This is a genomic window from Thermococcus sp. 101 C5, from assembly GCF_009372125.1.
GTDB lineage: Archaea > Methanobacteriota_B > Thermococci > Thermococcales > Thermococcaceae > Thermococcus_A > Thermococcus_A bergensis.
Genome location: NZ_WHIZ01000010.1, coordinates 1 through 22,354 on the forward strand (window position 1 = coordinate 1; position 22,354 = coordinate 22,354).

The following is a 22,354-nucleotide window of genomic DNA, read 5'->3' on the forward strand; positions in this document are numbered from 1 at the left end:
CAATGAAGACGGGAGGCTGGAAGCCTACCCGTTATGAAATTAACACTTTACACACACTTTACGGGTAGGCAGAACGGGAAATTTAAATGGATATAAAAGAAAAACTGAAAAAATTGGTAAGCAGAAGAGAAGTCCTTGCAGTTTCGCTTGTTCTCTTCTTATTTTTCGGATTTTATTCGATAAAGCTAATGGGGGCCAGCTCTGTTATAACAACCCAGCAGACACTTGGCAAATACACTCAAGAGGGAGAGCTAATTCATGTGGCTTTGTTAAAGAACAACACACTCTACGGAGAAAGGCTCAGCAGGGAGGAATATCCTATTCCTCTCGTAGAGAGCTTTGTATTGACATATGAGTATCGCTTTGCTCCAGCCACTTCAATAGAGGGGAATTACAACACTCAAGGTATAGTCCAGTATACGGTAAACAGAGGCAGCGAAGAGGTTGTTCTATGGGAAGAAAAGCTCTTTGAAAAGTCTGGAGAGCTGGAGGATGGCAAATTTACGGTGCAGTACGAGCTCAACTTAACCAAACTCGAAAACAGGACAAGTGAAATAGTGGAACAGCTTGGTTTGAAGAGGTTGAACCGGAAGATAACGTTTGCTACGAGAGTTAACGTTGAGGGAAATGTTTACGGAAGGGAAGTAACTGAGAGCTTTGAGCACAGCTCATCTTTAATTAAGGACTCGGGTTCTGGGCTTTATTACTTCACCAACGAAAAAGAAAGCACGCAGAAAACGGTGGTAGAAAAAGGCGCGAAGAGAACAGTAGTAACAATTGTCGGCTTGCCTTTCTACGCAGATACTGCAAAGAAAGTGGCTCCGATACTGGCTCTGCTGTTCTTAACTCCCGTATTGGGTGGGGTTTACACGATAAGAGCGCAGAGACCCAACAACGAATTTAAAGACCTATCCCCATACATAACAGAAGGAGCTCCAGTTTATGTAGAGAAAAAGGTTATTCTGGCCGCAAAAGAAGACTTGAAGAAGACCTTTGACCTCTTGGACAAACCGATCCTTCATTACAAGGATGGCAAAGAGGACGTTTATACGATAATCGACGGCAACATAGCTTACGAGTATAGAAAAATGGAAAGCAACTGATTTTCTTTTTTAAATATTTTAAAAACAGAAAGATCAAAGAAGGGCAACACCCAAGATTAATGCAAAAATAAACACCACCAGCATCTCTACGACGATCGTCATAAGCCACGCTATTGCTGCTTTTATCCAGTCTGTATTGAAGACCGTTTTTATGACCCAGATGTACGCTATGATTCCTAAAATCCACCCTATAACCGGTATCCAGCCTATAAGCAGAGCCAGGATTCCACCGCCAACAACCGCTATCATGGACTTTCCAAGGGTTGCGTCCTCTATTCCAGCAAACTTTGCCGTTCTGCCTACCCGTAAAGTGTGTGTAGGGTGTTAATTTCGTAACGGGTAGGCTTCCAGCCTCCCGTCTTCATTGGCTGGCTTTCGGGGGGAACGGAGACTCCCCACATCTTCAAGGCTCTCGACAGTCCCCATTCGGGCTTGACAAACCCCACATTCTGGGAACTGCTTCACCACAAGGAAGTATAATTAGAGACTATTTAAAAATTACGGAAAACAAAAGAATTCAAAAGTTCCATTTATCACTACCTATGAAACAGCCCAATCATAAGGAATAACCCTGCAATTATTAGGGCTAGTAAGATTATCAGCACTGCTGCGAATCCCATAGCTGCCATAAGCCCGGGAACAAATGGCGGTCCCATCGGCATTGCAATCACCTCAGAAATTATTGACCTTCAATTTTTATTAAACTTTCCATTTTTGAAGGAGAAAAAGCTTTAAAGAAGCAGAGGAAAGCTTTCTAGGGATGCAAAATGGAATCAGTCGAGAGGTTCATATGGGAGTACTTCATAAGACCCATGTACACGAGAGAGGGCTACAATCCATATAACACCCTTGTCTATGCAATCATTCTGGGATTGGCGATTATCTACACGTACAGATGGATAATAAAGCCCCTCAAGATAAAGGTTGATGAGAAGCTTTTTTATGCGGTTACCCCGATGGTTGTGTTTGGAGCAACCGTTAGAGCCCTTGTCGATGGAGGAGTTCTAAAACCTCACCCCCTTATTTTGACTCCGGGAATATTTTTCACAGCGTTCTTATTGATTTTGCCCGCTATATTTGCAGACTCAAGGCTAAGAACTTATCCTAAGATAACGGTAGCATGGGGAACTATCTTAGCCCTGTACGCGAACTACCTGCTGGTAAAAAACGTCAAAAGCTGGGAACCTTATGAGCTAACACTTTTTTACACCGTAATCTTTCTCCTTCCGATTTTGGCTTATTACAAATTTAGACCCTTTGAAAAGCTCTATCTCTTTCCAGTCTTTGCCCACATCTTCGACATAGGATCCACAGTTGTGGCAATCCACTACTACGGCTACCGGGAAGTCCACTGGATTGAGAATATTCTCGTTCAGAAGTTCGGTGCTTTTGTGTATTACCCGTGGATATTGTTCATCCTTGGAGTGGTCTACTATGGGCTGAAATACCTCGTGCCCGACGAAGAGGAGAGGAAGTTTTGGTATCTGGCAGTGTATATACTCGGGTTGGGGCCGGCAATAAGGGATCCAGCCCAGATGATTTTACAGATTGGCTAGTCTTTTCTTAGCGTTCTTCCTTCCTCCAGTTCCTTTCTCAGAGTTCTTGCCTCAAACTCTGCATCTTTTGCCCTAAATACCTTGGCTATCCTTTCGATTGCCTCAAGTTTCCTGATTATGCCGTCGAGCCATGTAAAGACATCTCCGGGATAGAGCACGAGTGAGTACTGCCTTCTGAAGTATTCTGCAATCTGCATTGGGTGCTTCCCCTGTCTTCTGAGCTCGATTATCATTGAGGAAACTTTTTCCATCGCGTGCTCTGTGCAGTCTTCCTCTTCGCACATAAAGAAGTCCTGGTAAATTAAAAACAGCTTGTCCTGCACGTTTGGGCTAACTTCTGGCAGGACTTTTTCAAGCTCCTCCAGAATAGAGGCAAAGCTCGGGGAAAAGATGTTGCTGCTCAGCTTTCCTCTTACGGCACTTTCAAGTTCTCTCTGGAGTGTTCCGGTGAGATAAACGTTCTCAAATGGCAGAAGCTTAATTGCAATTTTCATAGGAGGCATCTTGAAGAGATTTTCCCTTATAAACTGAGCTTCCCTCGGAAGGAGAAAACTCATGCTTACTGCTCTTCCATAGGGGGTAACGCTCACAATCTTGCCCCTCAGTTTTACAAAGTCGAACTCCTCAAGCTTCTCAAGGACTTTCTCGGCATTTTGATTTGCCCCAAGGCAGAGGCTCTGCACCTCTTCAACATCGTCAAGGTAGGAAAAGACACACGAATGAGCAAGAACCTGATCCTGCTCTATCTCATCGCTCCACTCAACGTGAATTGGCTCAATAGGTGCAGTTAGGAGTTTAAACGCTACCTCATCTTCAGTTCCTTCCATCTGGGCGGAATACTTCCTACCGGGCTCCACTATTAAATAGACCTTGCCCTTTTCATGGTAGAGTGGTCTTCCGGCCCTGCCAAGCATCTGGTGGAACTCTCTGACGCTTAACCACTTGTTGCCCATTGCCAGGCTTTCAAAGATCACTTGAGAGGCTGGAAAGTCAACTCCCGCACCTAAAGCGGCCGTCGTCACGACTACATCTATCATCTGAGCTTGGAACTCCATTTCTGTGAGCTTTCTTTGGTGATAGGGCAGACCGCTGTGGTATGGCTTTGCTTTCAAGCCTTTGCTCGTTAAAAACGCCGCAAGCTCGTGGCACCTCTTTCTCGAGAAGGTAAACACTATGCTCTGGCCTTTAAACCCCTGAGGAGATTTTCTCATGGCTTCAGCTTTGCACAGCTGAGCAACATAGCGCCACTTCTCGCTCTCATTTCTCGCTATTATAATATGTCTCTCAAGTGCAACCGGTCTCTCATCGTAAAGGACAAGCTTCAATCCAAGTTCTTTCGCAAGCTCTTGGGGATTTCCGATTGTTGCACTCAGCCCTATAAACTGTGCATTCGGGTAGAGCTTCCTGAGCCTCGCAATAAGGCCGTCGAGCCTTGCTCCCCTCTCCTCGTCATCGAGCATGTGGATTTCATCTACCACAATAGTCCCGACGTTTCCTATTTTTCTACCCGCTCTAAGAAGGTAGTCAATTCCCTCGTAAGTTCCGACTATTATGTCGGCATCTATACCCGTATCGACAACAACGAGCTCATCTTTGGTCTTTATCCTGCTCATTCCGACTCTTATAGCAACCCTAAGACCGAGCTTTGAGTATCTTCGTTTAAAGTCCTCGTACTTTTGATTTGCCAGGGCCACAAGGGGCACCAAGAAAAGGAACTTTTTACCTTTGAGGGCTTTAGGAATGCCTGCTAATTCCCCAATGAGGGTCTTTCCACTTGCCGTTGCAGAAACCACCAGCAGGTTCTCTCCTTCAAGGAGCCCATTCTGCAGGGCCAACACCTGAACCGGGAGGAGTCTTTGCACTCCCTCATCCTTTAGAACTTTCTTAAATTCTTCCGGAATGTTTACTTCATCTATGGAGAGCTCTTTGACATTAACGTGCTTTGGTTCCAGCTCATCCCACTTTGTAACATCTGGATTTTTTGTTGGGTCGAAACGAGGATCAAAGACAGCCAAAACCTTATCCAGATCCCTAAACCTTTCAAGGAGCTTTTTTGCTTGGTCAAACATTCCAAGGCTTCTAAACCTGTAGCGGAGCTCATTTTTAAGTTCTTCTTCAGCACAGCTCTCACAGATAAATTCGTGGTGGTACTTTATCCTATTTCCTTCGGTTAGAACGGTTATTTTTCCATTTAATAGACAGAGTCTGCAAAGTTCTGCTTTCTCAACTCTTTTGTTTTGGAGCCTCACTTTAAAGTATTCCTCCCATTCCGCGGCATCTGAAGTCAAGACAATTCTCGCAGTTTTCAGCATCTTTTCGATCTCTTTTGGATTTTGATAGTTGCTTCCTTCCAAGACCTTGAACAGCCTGTTGTCTCTCATTATCAGTCTAAAAATCCTCTCAGCCTTTAAATTCTGGATTTGAGAAAGCTTTTCAGGTTCATTTTCAATGTAAAATGCCTCAAGCTCGTTATTTTTTCTTCCTTTTCTGATTACGAAGAGCATCTTTATCCTCTCCTTCGTGAGCTCTTGGAAAGCTGAACTCCATTGTCCTTCAGGGTATCAAGAATTACGCTGACCCTCCACCGACGGAGGTTTTTGCGTAGGTATTTTTGAGAAAGAAGCCTTAAAAAGCTTTTCAACTCGTCCATGTTCTTGAAGTTAGCCCTTATAACAACCTGAAACTCCCCCGTCTTTTTATAAATACCCAAGATGTTTTCGAGCTTGCCAATTTCTTCTAAAACAGCTTCAGCCCGAGAGTCATCAGCCAGCAACTCAAGTTCTATTAAAACCTGCAGATATTCCTCAAGAAAAGCAGGATCCACAATGGCGGAGTAACCCTTTATTGCTCCCAGCCGTTCAAGTTTTTCAACCCTGTTTTTTATGCTTGCTACAGATAGCCCAAGCTTCTTACTGAGATCTGTGAAAGTAACCCTGCCATTCTTTCTAAGCTCTAATAGAATTTTCTTGTCAATTTCGTCTATGTCCACCATATTCAATCAAAAAATAATTAGAGAAAAGATATTTAAGTTTTCCCTACTCTATCGTGTGCACCTGAGGCAGAGTTGAGACCTTTATTGGTGCCCCAAATGCCCTGTCTCCTGCGTCCCCAAGACCGGGGAGTATGTAGCCCTTGTCGTTGAGCTCCCTATCTATCTTCGTTACGAATATCTCGACCTCTGGGAATCTTTCCTTTATCTTTGTTATCCCTTCTGGAGCCGCAAGAACTCCCAAGATGATTATCCTCTTTGGAGTGCCGTACTTTTTGACTTCCTCTATTACTTTCACAAGGGTTGAACCGGTGGCTATCATCGGGTCAGCTATGATTACTGTATCTTCAGGTGTTATCTGGGGGATTTTGACGTAGTTCATCTCTATCTCGAACTTTGGAGGCTTCCCTCTTGATGCTGAGACGATTCCTATCCTTGCATGCTCGAAGACCTTTACAAGACCTTCCATAAGGGGAACCGCCGCTCTAAGGACTGTTATTATGACCACGTTTCTCCTGTCCTTGACTATTATTCCTTCGGTTTCTTCCAGAGGTGTCTCAACTTTTATCTTCTCTGTTTCCATCGTTTTGATGATTTCATATCCCATAAACCTTCCAAGCTTTACAAGCCCTTTTCTGAAGGTTATGGAGTCCGTTTCCTTGTCCCTAAGCTCTGTTAAGACTTCCATCAGGTACGGAGAGTCGTCAAATGAGTAAACACCTTTCCACCTTTTATCCTCTATCATCTCACTCACCTCAACAGCTGGTCAAGCAAGATGGCCGTTAAAGCCCCTATGGCCATTCCCGATTCTAAAATGCTCCCCACAATTTGTGGAAAGTGTTCAAGGAATTCTGGCGGCAACTGGGGAGCCCCGAGACCTACAATCAAGGCACTTGCTATTATGAGCATGTTCCTATCGTTGAGCTCTACCTTCTCCTTTATTAATCTAAGCCCTGTAACACTTATCATACCATAGAGTGCTATCGTAAGGCCTCCAAGTACGGGCTGGGGAAGGGAGGCCAGAACACCCGAAAACTTTGGAATCATCGCTAAGATTATCAATATGACTCCTCCCACCTGGACAACTTGTCTGCTTGCCACCTTGGTTAAGGCAACCAGCCCTATGTTCTCGGAATAGCTTGTTGTTCCGCAGGCTCCAAGGATTCCTGCAATTGAACAGGCAAGTCCCTCGCTCATTATTCCCCTGTTGATATTTGTGTTCGTTATTGGTGCTTCAGCTATCGCGGAAATTGCGTGATAATCTCCAACGCTTTCTATTGTGCTCACGATAAATGCGAACAGCAGGGTTATTATTGCAGAGGCTTCAAATACTGGAGTGCCCCATGGCAGCGGCTTTGGAGCATTTACCAATGGCAATTCGTTAACCAGACTGAAATCTGCCATTCCGAGGGGAATGCTGACGATGTAGCCCACCAGTGCTCCTACTATTACAGGCATCGCCCTTAAGGCCCCTTTTCCTTTAAGTGCGACGTAGACCGTTGTTGAGAAGGTTACTAGTGCTATAAAAAATGCCTTCGTTATTGTTGAACCGCTCGGATCGGCAAAGAAGTTGAAGGTGTACTTGACCGCTACATGGGCCAGGGAGAATCCTATGAGCATTATTGTGACCCCAGTGACTACGGGTGAAAAGAGTCTCTTGACCCTTCCGACGATTCCGAATGCACCTATTGCCGCCTCGATTAGTCCCCCCACTATTAGTGCCCCTTCCACAGCTGCCAGCCCTAGGCTTTTTCCTATGCTGATAAGCCCCGGAATAAAGGCGAAACTTGAACCCTGAACTATTGGATATCTGGAACCTATTGTGGTTTGAAGAAGGGTCGCTATTCCCATTGCCAAGAGAACCACCTGGATTAAAAGTGCTATCTCTCTCTGCTCAAGCCCAATTGCCGTCCCCACGACAAGGGGCACTGTAACTGTTGCTCCAAACATTGCAAGAACGTGCTGAAAGCCCAAAAGAACAGCCTGCTTTGGTTCGACTTTTTCCTCTATTCCAATCTTGATTCCATTTCCCATTAAAGCCCGCTCAAGGTATGTCGAAGTGGTTTTAAAAAATTTTCGGTTTGGGTGATATTTTCACGGCAATATTAAAATAGGGAGAATAAAAATTAGACATCAAAATGAAAAATCACTCGCCCCTCTCCTCAGGAGGTATGTTGCCTTCTTTTACCGGGATTAAGCATAGAAATTCGAGGGTTTCTGAGTCGGGATTTTCGTATCCGTGCGGCTCATTTGGGGGGATATATAGAAAGCTACCCGGCACGACTTTTACAGTTTTTCTCCCGTCTGTTATGTACCCCTCTCCCTTTACTACAAATATCTCATGCTCCCAGTCGTGCTGGTGGATTGGTATTTTTCCGCCTTTCTTGATAACAAAATATCTCATTGCGAAGTTTTTAGCCCCTATCTTCGGAGAGATAAGCCACCTTATTGTTGTATTCTCAACTCCCTCCATTATAACTTCTTTTTCCTCTACGTCTTGGTAGTGCCCAACGAACATTTTTATCACCACAAAATATAGGAGAGAGGCATTAATAAGCTTATCTGACCACCCATATTGTCCATACCATAAAGATGTAAGCGAGCACACTCACGAATAGGTGTATCTTTATCCAAAACTGTCTCTTCTTGGAGAGGAATATAAAAGCACCGCTGAGCATCGAAAGATTCATGAGGGCAAAAGTTATGTAACCGAGGATTCCATGATCCAAAACCACCATCTCAGACCCTCCCCACTGGGAATATGTATAACGGGGCACCCTCAGTGCCTATTATCTTTGCAACCTCATCATCATGAAAAGCCCCGATGGCAACTGTGCCTAACCCTAAAGCTGTTGCTTGGAGGTATATGTTCTGCCCTATGTGGCCTGCTTCCATATGTACGTACCTGATCCCCCTCTCCCCATAAATTCTAGTGGTTCTTTCATAGAAAGCCACAAGCACAATGTCCACTGCCGCATCTCCGACCCACTTTTGATTCAATGCCGCTTCCTGAAGTTCTCTTCTAAAATCCCCCTCTTTAATCAACGTTAGGCTGTGGTCAAGGGGGTTATAGTAGTAGATTCCGGGCTGTAGCCCCTCCACCTTTCCAACTACCACAAAAATCTCGAAGGGATATGTTGCTCCAGCACTCGGAGCTGCCCTTTTGTCCTCGTGGGTTATTCCCTGACAGGCCCACAAGAGTTGAGCAAGCTCTTCTATGCTGATAGGTTGATTTTTATATGTCCTGATGCTCCTTCTCTTTGCAATAGCCTCTTCCACACTCATAGTCCCCTCCAATCTAGGCTCAGGCAGGAGAATTTTCTCTCCGGAGTATGTAGCTTCCCTTCCTCGCGGAAAATAGGGCTTTAGGACTAAGGCTATAGATGAAACTATTACAAGAACCACAACAAGAGTTGCGATCTTTTGATAGTCCATGTTGTGATATTAAGCATTCATAATATTTTAGAGTTTCTGAAAAAAGGAAAAAGTGTCTAAGCTCTCCTTCCAGCTATAAAACCTAGAAGGATGCCAAATATAAGGGTGCCAGCTATTAGAGGTATTGAATACCCACCAGTTTCCTTTTGAAGTGGAGAAGTGGTATTTTGAGTTGCAGTTTGGTTTGTAAGCGGTGTGGTGATCGAGATAAGGGGTTCTTCTGTTATCTTTGGTGGAGTTGTGGTGGTTAAGAATACCGTTGAAGTTTCCTTTGCGTATTGATAGAACACCATTGCGGTCTGAATATTCTCCAACCCTCCCTGCTTTTCATAGCTCTGGGCAAACTCATAATATGCAAGACTTAAGACTGGATATATGCCTTCTTTCTGAGCCGTTGCAATAGCTACCTTGGCATCTTCTTTCATTTTCTGGAGCTTGTCCATAAGTACGGTCTCGTTATCAATTCCAAGGGTATCTAAGATTATCTCTGCCCTTATCCTGGCTTCCATTGCAGAAAAGATAGCCGCTGAATATTTACCATCCTGGTAATATTCCTCCCCTTCGTTCATTAAGTCCACCAAATCCTGAAGGGTTGTTTCCCCAAACATTGAGGTTATGTAGGTTATTATAAGCCTCGAATTATCCAGGTACTCTCTCGCAGTATCTTTTATAGCGTCCCTTTCAATTATCTCTCCCTTTGCGTATCTCTCTCCTAGGGATGCCCAGAACTTTGCTGTTTGTACTCTCTCGTATGCGAAGGCAGCGTTGCTTATTGCATCCCAGTAATTGCCATCGTAATAGGACGACCAAGCATCCTTAAGGAGAGACTTTGCTTGTTCAATTCTCTCCTCACTTGCGGCAACCGCTTGGAGCATTGTTATTCCCTTTATTGTGAGGTTTGAGACGTAGCCTTCGGTGTCCTTTATCTCATTATCGACCTCGTTCAGCAGATTCTCCAGGTCACTCTCAGTCCTCACATCCAAATACCAATCCACGTGCCTTATCGCAATCCTCGCCTGAAAATCAAGGCTTAGAGCCGTGTAATACATACCCTCATCCAAGTTCTTCTTGGCCTCATCCAGCTTGGCTTTGGCATCATCTAGTGCACTTTTGAGGTAGGAATAAGTGGTATAGCTAACGTCACTGTTTTTGAGCTTGTTCTCAACCTGTTTATAGTAGTCTAGGGTCTCATCGTAGTCCTTGAGTGCATCATCCTTTAGAAAAGAGGTATCAACTTTCAGCTCCCCTAGCACAGATGGCTTCTCTATCTTCTTCCCGGTGAAATAGTAAACTGCCTCGTATATATCCCTAATCTCCTTAACCTCTAAGCCCCATCTCTCCCTTGCGTATTCAACCACGTCAACTTTTTCGGACTTACTTGTTATCTGCACTACTGGGCCGATTTGCTTTTGTTCGGTTTTTTGGACTACCTGTATTCTCTGTCCTTCTGGAATTAAAAAGAGCTTTGCTCCGACGCTGTGAGCAGCTGAGGCTTTTTCTAAAATCCCTCCTACCGGCCCAATGCTTCCATCGGGATTTATCATGCCGGTCATCATAACGTCCTTTCTTACTTCCCAGCCCTTCAAAGCGGCTATTATGCCAACAGTCATTGTTCCTCCAGCAGAGGGACCTCCAATAATTGGGGCATCAGACCTTACTTGAATAAAAACGTCATACTTGCTCATATCAACCCCAAGAACTTTTCCAGCAACTTGGGCGGCTAATCTTGCCGATGCCTGCATATCCACCTCTGCCAGTGGCCAGGTCTCCACGTAAACGTGCCCGTTTCCAGGGGCAACCGTAATTACAAAATCCGTTGCAACACCTATTAGCTCGCCGCTTGATGTCCTTGATACTGCTGGGGCTTTTAACACAACGGTGTTTCCTTCTTCCGGGCATTGAGCATTTGCAAGTGGCAAGAGCAGAAGAATCAATGCCAGTACTGGTATTATTCTCTTCATCTTCTCACCCCCAGTGATGTTTCTTCATGTTCTTTAATATCTCTTATGGTTCACAGCTCTAAATTAAAAGCATGAACCAAAGTCTTTTTAAACTCCTTATCAAAACGGTTAGGTGGGATAATATGGGGTTGTATTCCTCTTTCATTGGTCGAAAGTTTAAACACATAGCTGGGAAGAAGTATGAGGACATAATGAGGCACTACCGGGAGTTTCTTCTAACCGAAGAGGAAAAACAAATTCCCGAGATCAATTCTATATTGATGCCGCTTGATAGATACGTTAAAAATGTCCCCACAGAAGTATATGAGACGATAAGTGCTTATGAGGCGAATATTTTGCTTGTTTATATCCTGGATTCGCAGATATTTGAGCTTGTGCGTCAAACACTCAGCCCGGAAGCGAGTGAAGAATTTAAGCGTAGAGAAGAGATGATAGGAGAAGAACTGCTTAACACCGTGGCAAAGAAGCTTGAAAGTTACGGTCTAAAAGTGCAGAGGCGTTTGTTCTTTGGAAACAAGAGCGATGACGTGATAAGAATGGCCGAGAATTATGACCTGCTTGCAATCTCAAGGAACTATGGGTCGGAGATAACAAAAACCTCGCCTATCAGCCCTCTGGTTCTTAGGATAGTCCAGCATCTGAACATTCCGGTGATAATCTATTAGGAGGTGGCCAGATGTCTCCCTTGGAGGTATTTGCCCTTGCAGTGTTCATCTTTACATATGTCCTTATAATAAACGAATGGATACACAGAACCGTTGCTGCGATGATGGGAGGGGCCCTGGTTCTTCTGGCAAACATAGTCCCGTGGGAAAAGGTTCCCATTTATCTTGACCTCAACACTATACTTCTCCTCGCTGGAATGATGATAATTGTCAATACAACAAGGTTAAGCGGTCTGTTTGAGTATATTGCAATAAAAACCGCCAAACTTGCAAAAGGAGAACCTGTTAGAGTTTTGCTGCTTTTCTCAGTTGTGACAGCCCTCATAAGTGCCTTTCTTGATAACGTGACCACGGTTCTTCTGCTTACTCCAATGCTTATCTACATTTCAAGACTTATGGAGGTCACCCCACTTCCTTTCCTTCTCTCCGAGATCTTTGCATCCAACATTGGTGGAATGGCAACGCTCATAGGTGATCCACCCAACATAATGATAGGCTCCGCTGCAGGGCTTAGCTTTAGCGAATTTCTTCTCAACATGGGGCCAATAGCATTTCTTGATTTGATACTCATGGTCTTTGTAGTATACTTGGCCTACAGAGGAACCCTTAAGGTCAGCCCCGAAAAGAAGGAGAGGATTTTAAGAACTCTAAACAACTTGGATGAAAGGTCGGCGATTAGGGATTTAGCCCTGTTTAGGAAGTCAATTGTAACCATTGCTCTCGTGGTGTTCTTCTTCTTTGTCCACGACAAGCTTGAGATAGAGCCTGCAGTGGTTGCATTGTTTGGGGCCTCTTTGCTCCTTTTCTGGAGCAGAGAGAACCCCGAGGGAATTCTGGAGAAAGTTGAGTGGGCAACTTTGTTCTTCTTCGGGGGACTGTTCCTTATTGTAGGTGGTCTGGTTGAGACAGGGTTTATAGAACAGATAGCCCAATGGATAACCTCTTTCGTCCACAACGAAGGAGAAGCGGTACTGGTTATAGCGTGGTTTTCAGCATTTGCTTCGGCTATTATAGACAACATTCCATTTACAGCCACAATGATACCCCTGATAAAGGCGATGGGAGGTTCTCTTAACACGTACCCCCTCTGGTGGGCTTTAAGTTTAGGGGCGTGCCTAGGTGGAAACGGAACAGCTATCGGAGCTTCGGCAAACGTTGTTGTGATAGGGATAGCAGCAAGGGAAGGTATAGATATAACTTTCATGGACTTCCTCAAAATGGGTATGGTTATAATGGTATTAACTGTAGGCGTAGGCGTTGGAGTATTATGGTTTAGGTACGTGTGGTGATGGGTAATGAAGATACTTGTGTTGATAGATGGTTCAAAGTGGAGTCAAAAGGCAGCTCTTCACGGAATTGCAGTTGCCAAGAAAAAGAACGCAAAACTGGTGCTGTTCTCAGTTTTAGATAGGAGAGAAGCTAGAGCAACCGCATTCAACTTGGTGGCGAGGCATGGAGACATTGAGAAGGTGCGCAGGTTTGAAGATGAGGTCTGGAACAAAATGAAAAGAGATCTTCAAGATGTCATAAGTGAAATATTAAAGTTCTGCCACGAAGAGGGGGTAAACTGTTCCATAAAGATTGTTGAGGGAATAGCTAAGGACAAAATTCTTGAAGAAGCAAACAGCGGGGAGTACTCGCTTGTTGTAATGGGGGCCTATGGAAAGAGCGGAAAAACGAGGATAGGAAGCTTGCTGGAAGAGATAGCCGGTAACGTGAAGCCCCCGCTCCTAATAGTGCGCTAGTCTCTAACCTTAGAATATTTGGCCTTTATGGCCCTTCCAGCTTTTCCAGTTCTTCTCTTAAGTTAATTAATGCTCTTGGGGTGTATGAACTTTCCCAATTACATCAAGCGGCACTTCAATCCCTTCTTATTAGGGCTGTAAAAAATAACAGCAATATTAAAAGTTCAAATGTAGTTGAGACTACCTCAAGTATTTCTGAAGACAATGATGTTCTGATTAGATGAAAGTTCTCAATGATCTTTTTGGAAACGAACATCAGAAATGCCAAAAAAAGGAGCAAAATACTTTTCATCCCACTTTTTCTGTATGCTTTCCATGCTGCTACTGATAGTATAGTCCCCAAAATAATTATACTTCCGTCGAGAAGATATCCTAAGATGTCAATCACTCTTCCTCCCCCCTACACGCTAACGTTAAATCAATTAATTTATCTGCCAGTTTGTCCCAGATTTTTGGTTTATACTCTTTGATTATGCGAACTAAAACATTAACATCGCAATTAAGGGAATAAACGGTGTTTTTTCCGTCTTTTATCTTTGTAATAATCCCCAACCTCTCGAGCCGTTTTGTATGATAAACTATAGTAGAAGGGGTTAGGTTGAGCTTTTCTGCGATTTCACTCTGGTTTTTGTCCCCTTCCGCAAGTAAAAGGAGTATCTTTCTTTGGCTTTCGTTTGAAATAGCTATCATAAGACGCCGGTACTCTTCTTCAAAACCTGGTGGGAAGAAGTATTTTTTCCCTCCAAGCCGTTTTGAGGTGATTTTTCCCTCTTTTTCAAGATGCCGTAGGTGGTATTGCAGGTTTCCTAGCCCTATGTTGAGTTCTTGGGCTAACTTACGAAAAGTTATTCCAGGATTCTTTGTGACATACTCCAAAATTCTTTCTCTGGTGCTCATGAATATCAAACCGAAGTATCGTCTGAATGTTTTAACTATTTGTGGTACGATTCTCAAAAGAGCATTTTATTGGAGCCCCGGGCGGGGTTTGAACCCGCGACCTGCCGCTTACCAAGCGGCCGCTCCACCAGGCTGAGCCACCGGGGCACCGAAAGAAAGAAGCCAAAATTGCATATATAAACTTTTCGCTCAATTACCCCAAATTAAAAAAAGGTATGGATGAAGCTAATATTCCCTTTCCACTATGAAGTCTGCCAAAAGCGCCAGTTGTTTCCTCGCCTCGCTTTCTGGGAGTATTTCTAGCGCCTTCTTTGCCTCATCTGCCAGCTCCCTTGTGACTTTTGCCGCATAGTCTATGCTTCCATACTTTTTGAGGAGTTCAATGGCCTTCCTGACTTCTTCCTGGACATCCTCTTCTATTATTCCCGTTCCCTTTACGTCGCCAGCATATTTTCCAAATATCTTAAAGAACTCTGCCTTGTCTTCTTCACTTGCATTTTCGAGGAAGTGGGCAACTATGAGCGTCTTTTTGCCCTTTCTTATGTCACTCCCTACCGGCTTTCCGAGCTTTTCTTCGTCTGCCGTCAAATCGAGAACATCGTCCCATATCTGGAAAGCTATGCCTATGTTTCTTCCGTATTTTGATAACGCTTCGATGTATTCTTCGTTTTCCGTTCCTATAATGCCGCCTATTGTAGCTGAAGCATCTATAAGCGCCCCGGTTTTTCCGCTTATCATCTTCATGTATTCATCTATGGTGACTGTTCCTTTGTTCTCAAACTCCAAGTCCATTGCCTGCCCTTCGCACAGCTCGTTTGAGGTCTTTGCAATGACATCCAAAACCCTTACAACCTTCTCAGCCTCGACGGGTATCTTTGCCACAGCCTCAAAAACCTTTGAAAAGAGCAGGTCACCGGCCAAAATTGCCATATTTATTCCCCAAATTTTATGAACTGTCGGTCTACCCCTTCTTTTTTCGTCCATATCCATTATATCATCGTGTACGAGGGAATAGTTGTGAAGTAACTCTACAGCCGCCGCAGCATAGACGGCTTTCTCGGGGTTTCCCCCAACGGCTTCAGTAGCTGTTAAAACTATGAACGGCCTAACTCTCTTCCCCCCCGCGAGGGGATAATGCCTTGCAGCGTCATAAAGAACTTTGGGCTCCTTTTCGGGTATAAGCTCAAAAATAGCCTCATCGACGACCTTAGCCTTTTCTTTTAATGCTTTAAATAACGGATCAAACTTCATTTTATCACCTCACATCGACTTTGTAACCGTTTCTTGATACAAAAACGTCCCTTCCGATGAGATACCCCTCTTCTTCGGCAAGCTCAGCATAATGGGTGAGCATCCTAAACTCCCCATGGGCGGGGATTATATTTTCGGGATTTAAAAGCTTAATCAGATATCTGTGATCCTCCCTGCTTGCATGACCCGAGACGTGTAAATCTTTAACCATCCTCACTCCTCTCATTCTGAGCTTCGTCTCAAGGGCGTAGCGCTGGGCTATATTGATCGGGTTCGGGATAACTCCAGCCGAGAACACTACGGTGTCATCTTTCCCTATGTCGTATAGTTCTCCATTGGCCATCCTCGTGAGCACAGCTCCCGGCTCGCCCTGATGTCCGGTAACTATTAGAAGGTAGTTTTCCCTAGCTTGGGAAACCTCTCTAAGAGTTTTTTGAACAGCATTTGGGCTTCTTACAGCCTTTGCTCCCTTCATTTTTATTAGGCCGAGCTGTTTAGCTATGCCCGTATATTTTGCTAGAGACCTGCCAACAAGAACGGCCTGGCGCCCCATGTTGTTTGCTATCTCTATCAGCTCCTGCAGACGGGCTATGTGGGAGGCAAAGGTTGTAGTTATCAGTCCTCTCTCTTCCATTCCCTCATAGTAGAAAAAGTCCTCCAAAAGGAGCTTTGCAGAGGCTTCACTTGGTGTTTTTGTGTGTTCAGCAACCCTTGTGGACTCTGGTATCAAAATTTTTACTCCCTCTTTGCCCAGTTCCTTGAGCCTTTTGTAGTCGGGCTTCTCCCCAAGGGGGCTGTGGTTGTCAAACTTATAATCACACGCATAAACCACTGCACCTTCCGGCGTGTGCACAACGACCATCGAGGATTGGGGGATTGAGTGAGTGATCTGAACAAATTCTATTGCAAGATTTTCACTGACCTGAACAATCTCCCCATACTGGGTTTCGTACATCGGGTTTGTGACTTCAAAGTACTGCTCGCTCCTAACCTCAGCTTTTGCCAGTTTTATCGTATAGGGGGTTCCGTAAATTGGAACATCCGGGTAGTGTGGAGCGAGCTTTGCTATAGCGCCTATATGGTCAAGATGGCCGTGAGAAAGGGCAATTGCGACGACCTTTTTATTCTTAAGCGAAGAATCATCCGGGATTGCCCCCAACTTTCTCAAATCCCTCGAGCTCATCTGCTGAAAGTTAACATCTTCATGAATAAGAACCCTATCAAGCCTTATTCCCATATCAATTATTACAACCTCTCCATTGTACTCTACAGCAGTCATGTTTTTTCCTACTTCCTCGTAGCCGCCAAGCGTGTAGACTTTTATCATTATTGGTTCCTCCACCATTTTATTGAGGCGGACTCTCGTCGGCCTCGGCCCTTTGAGTGGTGGAGCGGAACTCCACCGGGTTATGATATAGTTGATTGGAGGGTTTAAAAAGATGTGCATTTGTAATGATTAAGGTCAAATCCAAAACTGCCAATTTGTTCGGAATTTGCTAGTAGCGGCAAGAAACTTTGGTTTACAACAAAAACTGCAGAGAGTGTTTGCTGATACTCCTTGGAAGTATCATACTTCGAGTATTTGTGTGGAGCCTTTTTGAAAGCTGACTTTAGTAAAGTTTCGCTTTACTCTAATTAAAGAAATATCTAACTGACACCAAAATATTTAAATAATCGAATATAGTAATTTGTAATGCATAAAACCGCATTTCTCCCAATCAGATAGTGGTATAATACACAAAAAACCGGATTTTTGGATATGGGAGGGAAAGATATGAAGAAAGCAATATGTGTGTTTGCAGTATTTTTGGTTTTTGTTAGCATGCCCCTAGTATTAGCAAAACCTGAGCAGGTAGGATTCGACGAATACGGCTATAACTACAATGCAAGGCTCTTCAACGGCTGGTACGGATATTACGACAGAAACATTGAAGGCGGATGGGTACTAGGTACGGGGGACGCATGGCTCATCATGAAGTGGTCAAAGGACTGGATACCAATGGAAGATGAGCCGGTCGGAGCCTGGGTCACCAATCACTGGATTTGGTACAGCAACGATTACGATGAAGACACGTGGTATGGATGGGATACAAGAGTTCAATGGGATGAGAATACTCAGCCAGAAGCAAAATACAGGATAGAGGAGTTCATGAAAATTATGAAGGTAAGCAATGACCCTGAAGCCTGGGCAATATATGAGGCAGGTGGAGCATACTCTGCGGGATGGGGTGACTACCAAAGCGGTGTTCCAAAGTACGTTGTTTTCCAGGACACAATTAAAGTTTACGACGCAGAAACAGGAGAGCTAATTGCAACTTTTGACCTCTGCTCAGCCTCTCCAAAAGGACTTGGAAGACCAATATTCTGATGCCTTCTGTTCTTTCTTTAGTTTTTTCAAAATATTTCTGGAAAAACCTTTAATAGTTTTAATGCCAAATTGCCATTACTAAAATCTATTGGGGTGGTTTAATGAAAAAGGCATTGGCCTTCGGAATTTTGATGCTTCTGCTTGGGGCATATGCTCAAATTATTGCCGCAGCTCCAAACGAGATAAATCCCAAAGCAAGGACTTACACGGGATGGGAAGAAGGTTACTTGGGCTTTACCCCAGTACCTCAGAGCACCTGGATGGTTGTTAAGTGGTCGAAGGACTGGAACTTCCCATTTGGAGAGGGAAGCCCAGAAGGGGCTTGGCTTACCGTTCACTTCACATGGTATACCAACAACATCAACATCTCTGCAGGATTTTTTGGACATGATGAGGGTTCACTTGTCTACTGGGGAAACCCGGATACCGTTCCAGAGGCTAAGTATCGCGTGGAAGAGTACTCCAAAGTTATGATATTAAACAATCCTGAAAAATACGAAGAAAAGGGAGCAGTTCCAGCCAACGAGTTAGGCTATCCCTTCCCGGACAATGCATACGTTGTTCACTGGAGTGTTGAGATTTACAATGCAACAACTGGAGAACTTCTCTTCGAGGTTAGCCTTGTGCCCTCTTTGGGCTAGCCTCTTATTTTATTTTAAACAGATCTGAGCGGGTTATTATTCCCACGGGTTTGCCTTCTCTGTTCTGGACTATGACAGCAGGATGCTCCTCAAGGAGAAACTTTACGACTTCAATGCTTTCGTCTTCATTTATTATCGGAAACGGCTCGTCCATGATCTCCATGACCTTCTTTGAAAGCAGATCTTCATACTCAAAGCTTTTCCTGATGAGAGTCTTTTCTGTAACAGAACCGACTACTTTGTTGCCTGCTATCACGGGAACCTGAGAAATGTTGTGTTCGTTCATCAACTTAACAACATCTTCAACAGTCTCGTAGGGTTTGACGGCTATTATGGGGGAAGACATTATTTCCCTGGCTACAAATCGAACCTTTTTACATTCGGCTAACGCTTGGAGAATTCGGTTGAAAGTAGATAATCTGGGATCGACTTTACCGCTTTCAAGCTTTGCTATATAAGCCTGTGTAACTCCCGCTTTTTCCGCGAGCTCTTCTTGCGTTATGCCAAGTTCCTTTCTAAGCTTTTTTATTTCTCGTGGGTCGATGGGCTTGGGAATGATAACCATAAATAACCACCAGTTATCAATGCAGTCAAAGTTTTTAAAAACTTTAATAGGGGGGCGTTAGGGATGTCGCCCCCCTGGGGGTCCCGAGGTCATCGCAACCCAATACTCCTCGGGCGATGGATACTAGTCCTAAAGGCTTATAACCCTTAGGGGTTGATGAACCTTCAAGGTGTGAAGTATGGCTGGAACGATAAGTAAGATTGTTAGATTCACTAATGAAGAGGAGTTCTTGGAGGATATGGAAGAGGCTATGGAGAGGTTTACATATCTCGCGAGCAGGTATGGTGTCAATGTCATAGAGGGAGTTCTCCTCTGGGACTATGTGGGCATAAGGGACGAAGAAGGCGTGAAGATTTTCAGGGTCGGCGAGTTCCCCTATGTGGAGGGCACACTTAAAGTAGACTTGGAAACCCTGAGAACCCTTGAGAGATACTTCGACGAGATGGAGAGCAAATGGGACGACCTAACAACGGATGAGATAAACTACTTTATTGAGATGCTCAACGAGGCTCTGGGAGAGGAGATGGTTTACTATGAAGCCTACGACCTCGGTTTGGACAGAAATGAAGCCTACATAATCCTCAACATAAAGGGCCTCTATTATCTGGAGCACGTTGTGGACGCTGAAGACAGACATGTTCTGGAAGAGGCGGTTTCCCTTTTGATGAAGTACGTGTAGGTGAGGGAAATGCTGTTTAAGAAAAAGGGGCTCTTTACCGTCAGCGATGCCATGAAGGTTATAGAAATAGCGAGCAGAGAGGACCCAAGAGAAATCATCATTATGTGTGAGGCGATTGACGAAGAAGCAAAAAGACGACTTTGGGACTATGCTAAGGGGGTAGAACTTATTGCCGACTTGACCGGCGAGAGCAGAAGCGTCAGGATTGAAATACTCGAAGGGTATGTAAGCGATAAGGTGAAAGGGATAGAGCTTTAAGGTGATCCTTATGTTCTTGGCTGAAATCTTCAACAGCTGGCAGGGAGAGGGAGGAAGCGTAGAAGGAAGTGCCTTCGGCAGAAGGCAGATTTTTGTGAGATTTGCGGGCTGTGACCTCAGATGCATCTGGTGTGATTCCGTAAACTACCTAATTGCATCTAAAGTTCCAAAGTGGCGCTACGAGGTGGAGCCGTTTACTGGAAAGTTTGGCTACAAGCCAAATCCCGCAAAGCTTGAGGAAGTCGTTAATGTCATCTTAAAGCTGGACACGGGGGATGTACACTCAATAAGCTACACCGGCGGAGAGCCAACTCTGCAAACAAAAAGCCTTCACGCGCTCATGGAGAGAATGCACGAGCTCGGATTTAAAAACTTCCTAGAGACCAATGGTAGCAGGCCTGAAAAGATTAAGGAGCTTGCCCACCTTGTAGACTACGCGAGCGTTGATATAAAAGACGAGACTGCAAAAGCCGCCGAAAATTGGAAAGAGCTTGTGCTCAGGGAGGTAGAGAGCACTAAAATATTAAAGAACGCTGGAGCAAAGACCTATGTGAAGCTTGTGGTCACAAAAGACACAAAGGAAGAAAACGTGAGATGGTACGCCGAACTTTTGAAAGACATTGCTCCCCTTGCCATACAGCCCAAAGAGCCGATTGATATTTCCCAACACCAGCTTATGAGACTTTACAACATCGCTGCAAAGATAATGGGAAAAGAAAACGTTGGTTTAAGCTTTCAGGTGCATAAGTATCTAAACGTCCTTTGAGATGGATTTTTAGGGATTTGGAGTGGATAGTGGGTTTGGGAATTAATCTCACAAGCAGTAGAGCGAAACTATTTTAAAGCCTAAAAATAATACTACAGATGATGATAAAAAGAACAGTGACGGTGAAGCTCCAACCTTCAAAAGGGCAAGAGAAAGTTCTATTCGAGTTAGCCCACGCTACCGCTCTAATTTGGAACAAGCTCAACTATGATAGGCTAAAACAGTTCAAAGAATTCGGAAAAATAGACTTTCTCGGAACTCAACAGGAAGCTTATTATCAGTTCAAAGATTGGATTGGCGGTTCTACCGTCCAAACTCTGGCTAGGAAAAATGCTGAGGCTTGGAGAAGTTTCTTTATCCTGTTGAAAAAGAAAAAGAACGGTGAGCTTCCTGAATGGTTCAAACCAAAACCACCAACTTTCATCAGAGAAGAAAACGGTAAAAAACTCTTCATAATCCCGTTGAGAAACGACCAGTACCGGATTGAGGAGAATGTTTTAGAATTTAGGAGACTCGGAAAGTTTGGAAGGCTTAAAATACAGTTCAAGGGGAGAATACACTTGAAGGGTAAACAAGGACGCTTAGAAATCCAGTACGACTCTGTTAGGAAAAAGTGGTATGCTCACATTAGTTATACAGTAGAAGAAAGACTTTACAGTGAAAACTGGGAAAAACTCCCGAGAGAGTCCTTGGGCAACCTTTCCGCTGGCATAGACCTTGGGGTAAACAATTTGATGGCCATTTACGTGGAAAGCGGGGAAAGTTTTTTGGTGAACGGAAGACCTCTCAAGTCAATAGCCTTCTACTGGCGGAAGAAGATAGCCGATTACCAGTCCAAACTCAACAGTTCGGGCTGTAAGAGGAGTAAAAAGCTCTCAAGAATGCACCAAAAAGCAAAACTTCAGACAAAACACTACATCAACACTGCCGTTAGGCAAACTATTGAGAAACTCCACCAAATGGGTGTTTCCAGAATTGTGGTTGGCTATCCTAAGGGCATCAGTAGGAACTCTGATAAGGGTAGAAGGCAGAATTACCTCCTCTCTCACATTTGGAGGTTTAATTATCTTCTTAAACGCTTGAGGGAAGTCTCGGAAGAGTATGGTATTTCCGTTATTGTCGTGAATGAGGCTTTCACTTCTCAAACCTGCCCTCTCTGTGGCCAACGCCATAAGAACGCTCGCTTTGTTAGAGGTTTGTTTAAGTGCCACAGGGAGGGCATTGTAATGAATGCAGACTTGGTTGGAGCGTTCAACATCTTAAGAAAGGCTGTAAAAACCATAACCCCGAGCCTGCCGGATTTGACGGCGGGTAGGGGTAATCGGGGCAAGGCCGTCCCAGAGGGGTTTGAGGAACTCGATTCGATTCGGGTTCTGGTGAAGACCCCTCAAACCTTCCCGTCATTGGCGAGGGGTTAACCCTCACGGCGGGAAGGAGGTCAGGTAGATTGGCCTTTGGGGTATTGATGCCCGGGA

At 44.4% G+C, this 22,354-nt stretch carries 26 protein-coding genes and 1 tRNA gene; 11 read left to right on the forward strand and 16 right to left on the reverse strand.

Annotated elements, in window-relative coordinates:
• Window positions 1-86: 86 nt before the first annotated feature.
• Complete coding sequence (locus tag GBV73_RS02455) at window positions 87-1,103, forward strand: DUF5305 family protein (RefSeq protein ID WP_152879031.1); 1,017 nt, start codon at window positions 87-89, stop codon at window positions 1,101-1,103.
• Window positions 1,104-1,136: 33 nt separating this feature from the next.
• On the opposite strand, the gene GBV73_RS02460 is transcribed toward GBV73_RS02455, so the two are convergent.
• Window positions 1,137-1,352 carry a hypothetical protein gene (locus GBV73_RS02460; RefSeq protein WP_253910280.1) on the reverse strand — a complete coding sequence of 72 codons (216 nt, stop codon included), beginning with the start codon at window positions 1,350-1,352 and terminating at the stop codon, window positions 1,137-1,139.
• A 287-nt stretch (window positions 1,353-1,639) separates the two neighbouring features.
• The gene (locus GBV73_RS11450) at window positions 1,640-1,765 is read right to left on the reverse strand and encodes a hypothetical protein (RefSeq protein ID WP_256371104.1); all 126 of its coding nucleotides are present in this window, start codon (window positions 1,763-1,765) and stop codon (window positions 1,640-1,642) included.
• A 105-nt stretch (window positions 1,766-1,870) separates the two neighbouring features.
• On the opposite strand from GBV73_RS11450, the gene GBV73_RS02465 reads away from it, so the two are divergent.
• Window positions 1,871-2,659, forward strand: coding sequence for a DUF63 family protein (locus GBV73_RS02465; RefSeq protein ID WP_042701216.1), 789 nt, complete (start codon window positions 1,871-1,873; stop codon window positions 2,657-2,659).
• Here the strand turns inward: GBV73_RS02465 and GBV73_RS02470 are convergent.
• From GBV73_RS02470 to GBV73_RS02505, 8 genes are all read right to left on the reverse strand, one after another.
• Window positions 2,656-5,163, reverse strand: coding sequence for a DUF5814 domain-containing protein (locus tag GBV73_RS02470; RefSeq protein ID WP_152879033.1), 2,508 nt, complete (start codon window positions 5,161-5,163; stop codon window positions 2,656-2,658). The genes GBV73_RS02465 and GBV73_RS02470 overlap by 4 nt on opposite strands.
• A gap of 2 nt (window positions 5,164-5,165) precedes the next feature.
• Entirely contained in the window at window positions 5,166-5,651 is a 486-nt protein-coding gene (locus GBV73_RS02475) for an Lrp/AsnC family transcriptional regulator (RefSeq protein WP_152879075.1), read from the reverse strand.
• A gap of 43 nt (window positions 5,652-5,694) precedes the next feature.
• Window positions 5,695-6,393 (reverse strand): uracil phosphoribosyltransferase, encoded by a 699-nt coding sequence (upp, locus tag GBV73_RS02480; protein WP_152879035.1) that lies wholly within the window; start codon window positions 6,391-6,393, stop codon window positions 5,695-5,697.
• A gap of 5 nt (window positions 6,394-6,398) precedes the next feature.
• Window positions 6,399-7,682, reverse strand: coding sequence for a uracil-xanthine permease family protein (locus GBV73_RS02485; RefSeq protein ID WP_152879037.1), 1,284 nt, complete (start codon window positions 7,680-7,682; stop codon window positions 6,399-6,401).
• 112 nt (window positions 7,683-7,794) lie between these two features.
• Entirely contained in the window at window positions 7,795-8,166 is a 372-nt protein-coding gene (locus GBV73_RS02490; protein ID WP_042697510.1) for a cupin domain-containing protein, read from the reverse strand.
• A gap of 40 nt (window positions 8,167-8,206) precedes the next feature.
• Window positions 8,207-8,386 carry a membrane protein gene (locus GBV73_RS02495; RefSeq protein ID WP_042697513.1) on the reverse strand — a complete coding sequence of 60 codons (180 nt, stop codon included), beginning with the start codon at window positions 8,384-8,386 and terminating at the stop codon, window positions 8,207-8,209.
• Window position 8,387: 1 nt separating this feature from the next.
• Complete coding sequence (locus GBV73_RS02500) at window positions 8,388-9,083, reverse strand: SagB/ThcOx family dehydrogenase (protein WP_042697516.1); 696 nt, start codon at window positions 9,081-9,083, stop codon at window positions 8,388-8,390.
• Window positions 9,084-9,139: 56 nt separating this feature from the next.
• Entirely contained in the window at window positions 9,140-11,044 is a 1,905-nt protein-coding gene (locus GBV73_RS02505; protein ID WP_152879039.1) for a S16 family serine protease, read from the reverse strand.
• Between the two features lie 122 nt (window positions 11,045-11,166).
• Between GBV73_RS02505 and GBV73_RS02510 the strand changes: the two genes are divergently transcribed.
• The 3 genes from GBV73_RS02510 to GBV73_RS02520 are packed head-to-tail and all read left to right on the forward strand — an operon-like array spanning window position 11,167 to window position 13,454.
• On the forward strand, window positions 11,167-11,709 hold the full coding sequence (locus GBV73_RS02510; RefSeq protein WP_042697519.1) for a universal stress protein: 543 nt from the start codon (window positions 11,167-11,169) through the stop codon (window positions 11,707-11,709).
• A gap of 11 nt (window positions 11,710-11,720) precedes the next feature.
• Complete coding sequence (locus tag GBV73_RS02515) at window positions 11,721-12,998, forward strand: SLC13 family permease (protein WP_152879041.1); 1,278 nt, start codon at window positions 11,721-11,723, stop codon at window positions 12,996-12,998.
• Between the two features lie 6 nt (window positions 12,999-13,004).
• On the forward strand, window positions 13,005-13,454 hold the full coding sequence (locus GBV73_RS02520; protein ID WP_152879043.1) for a universal stress protein: 450 nt from the start codon (window positions 13,005-13,007) through the stop codon (window positions 13,452-13,454).
• Window positions 13,455-13,569: 115 nt separating this feature from the next.
• Here GBV73_RS02520 and GBV73_RS02525 read toward each other — a convergent pair whose 3' ends face one another.
• The 5 genes from GBV73_RS02525 to GBV73_RS02545 form a co-directional block, all read right to left on the reverse strand.
• On the reverse strand, window positions 13,570-13,842 hold the full coding sequence (locus tag GBV73_RS02525; RefSeq protein WP_042697526.1) for a hypothetical protein: 273 nt from the start codon (window positions 13,840-13,842) through the stop codon (window positions 13,570-13,572).
• The gene (locus GBV73_RS02530) at window positions 13,839-14,351 is read right to left on the reverse strand and encodes a winged helix-turn-helix transcriptional regulator (RefSeq protein ID WP_152879079.1); all 513 of its coding nucleotides are present in this window, start codon (window positions 14,349-14,351) and stop codon (window positions 13,839-13,841) included. The genes GBV73_RS02525 and GBV73_RS02530 overlap by 4 nt, the downstream gene beginning before the upstream one ends.
• 70 nt (window positions 14,352-14,421) lie before the next feature.
• Window positions 14,422-14,498, reverse strand: a tRNA-Thr gene (locus GBV73_RS02535).
• A gap of 78 nt (window positions 14,499-14,576) precedes the next feature.
• Window positions 14,577-15,602, reverse strand: coding sequence for a polyprenyl synthetase family protein (locus GBV73_RS02540; RefSeq protein ID WP_152879045.1), 1,026 nt, complete (start codon window positions 15,600-15,602; stop codon window positions 14,577-14,579).
• A 4-nt stretch (window positions 15,603-15,606) separates the two neighbouring features.
• A complete protein-coding gene (locus tag GBV73_RS02545; protein WP_042697535.1) occupies window positions 15,607-16,929 on the reverse strand; it encodes an RNase J family beta-CASP ribonuclease in 1,323 nt (440 codons plus the stop codon).
• Window positions 16,930-17,376: 447 nt separating this feature from the next.
• On the opposite strand from GBV73_RS02545, the gene GBV73_RS02550 reads away from it, so the two are divergent.
• Together GBV73_RS02550 and GBV73_RS02555 are read left to right on the forward strand one after the other, a co-directional pair.
• The gene (locus GBV73_RS02550; RefSeq protein WP_152879047.1) at window positions 17,377-17,970 is read left to right on the forward strand and encodes a hypothetical protein; all 594 of its coding nucleotides are present in this window, start codon (window positions 17,377-17,379) and stop codon (window positions 17,968-17,970) included.
• 101 nt (window positions 17,971-18,071) lie between these two features.
• On the forward strand, window positions 18,072-18,611 hold the full coding sequence (locus tag GBV73_RS02555) for a hypothetical protein (protein WP_152879049.1): 540 nt from the start codon (window positions 18,072-18,074) through the stop codon (window positions 18,609-18,611).
• A 4-nt stretch (window positions 18,612-18,615) separates the two neighbouring features.
• Here the strand turns inward: GBV73_RS02555 and GBV73_RS02560 are convergent, their stop codons facing one another.
• A complete protein-coding gene (locus GBV73_RS02560) occupies window positions 18,616-19,176 on the reverse strand; it encodes a CBS domain-containing protein (RefSeq protein ID WP_152879051.1) in 561 nt (186 codons plus the stop codon).
• A gap of 178 nt (window positions 19,177-19,354) precedes the next feature.
• On the opposite strand from GBV73_RS02560, the gene GBV73_RS02565 reads away from it, so the two are divergent.
• The 4 genes from GBV73_RS02565 to GBV73_RS02580 all read left to right on the forward strand — a co-directional run bounded on the left by GBV73_RS02565 (window position 19,355) and on the right by GBV73_RS02580 (window position 22,297).
• Window positions 19,355-19,855, forward strand: coding sequence for a hypothetical protein (locus GBV73_RS02565; protein WP_152879053.1), 501 nt, complete (start codon window positions 19,355-19,357; stop codon window positions 19,853-19,855).
• A gap of 9 nt (window positions 19,856-19,864) precedes the next feature.
• Window positions 19,865-20,113 carry a hypothetical protein gene (locus tag GBV73_RS02570; RefSeq protein WP_042697544.1) on the forward strand — a complete coding sequence of 83 codons (249 nt, stop codon included), beginning with the start codon at window positions 19,865-19,867 and terminating at the stop codon, window positions 20,111-20,113.
• Window positions 20,114-20,123: 10 nt separating this feature from the next.
• Entirely contained in the window at window positions 20,124-20,879 is a 756-nt protein-coding gene (locus GBV73_RS02575; protein WP_152879055.1) for a 7-carboxy-7-deazaguanine synthase QueE, read from the forward strand.
• A gap of 104 nt (window positions 20,880-20,983) precedes the next feature.
• The gene (locus GBV73_RS02580; RefSeq protein ID WP_042697625.1) at window positions 20,984-22,297 is read left to right on the forward strand and encodes an RNA-guided endonuclease TnpB family protein; all 1,314 of its coding nucleotides are present in this window, start codon (window positions 20,984-20,986) and stop codon (window positions 22,295-22,297) included.
• Window positions 22,298-22,354: the final 57 nt, after the last annotated feature.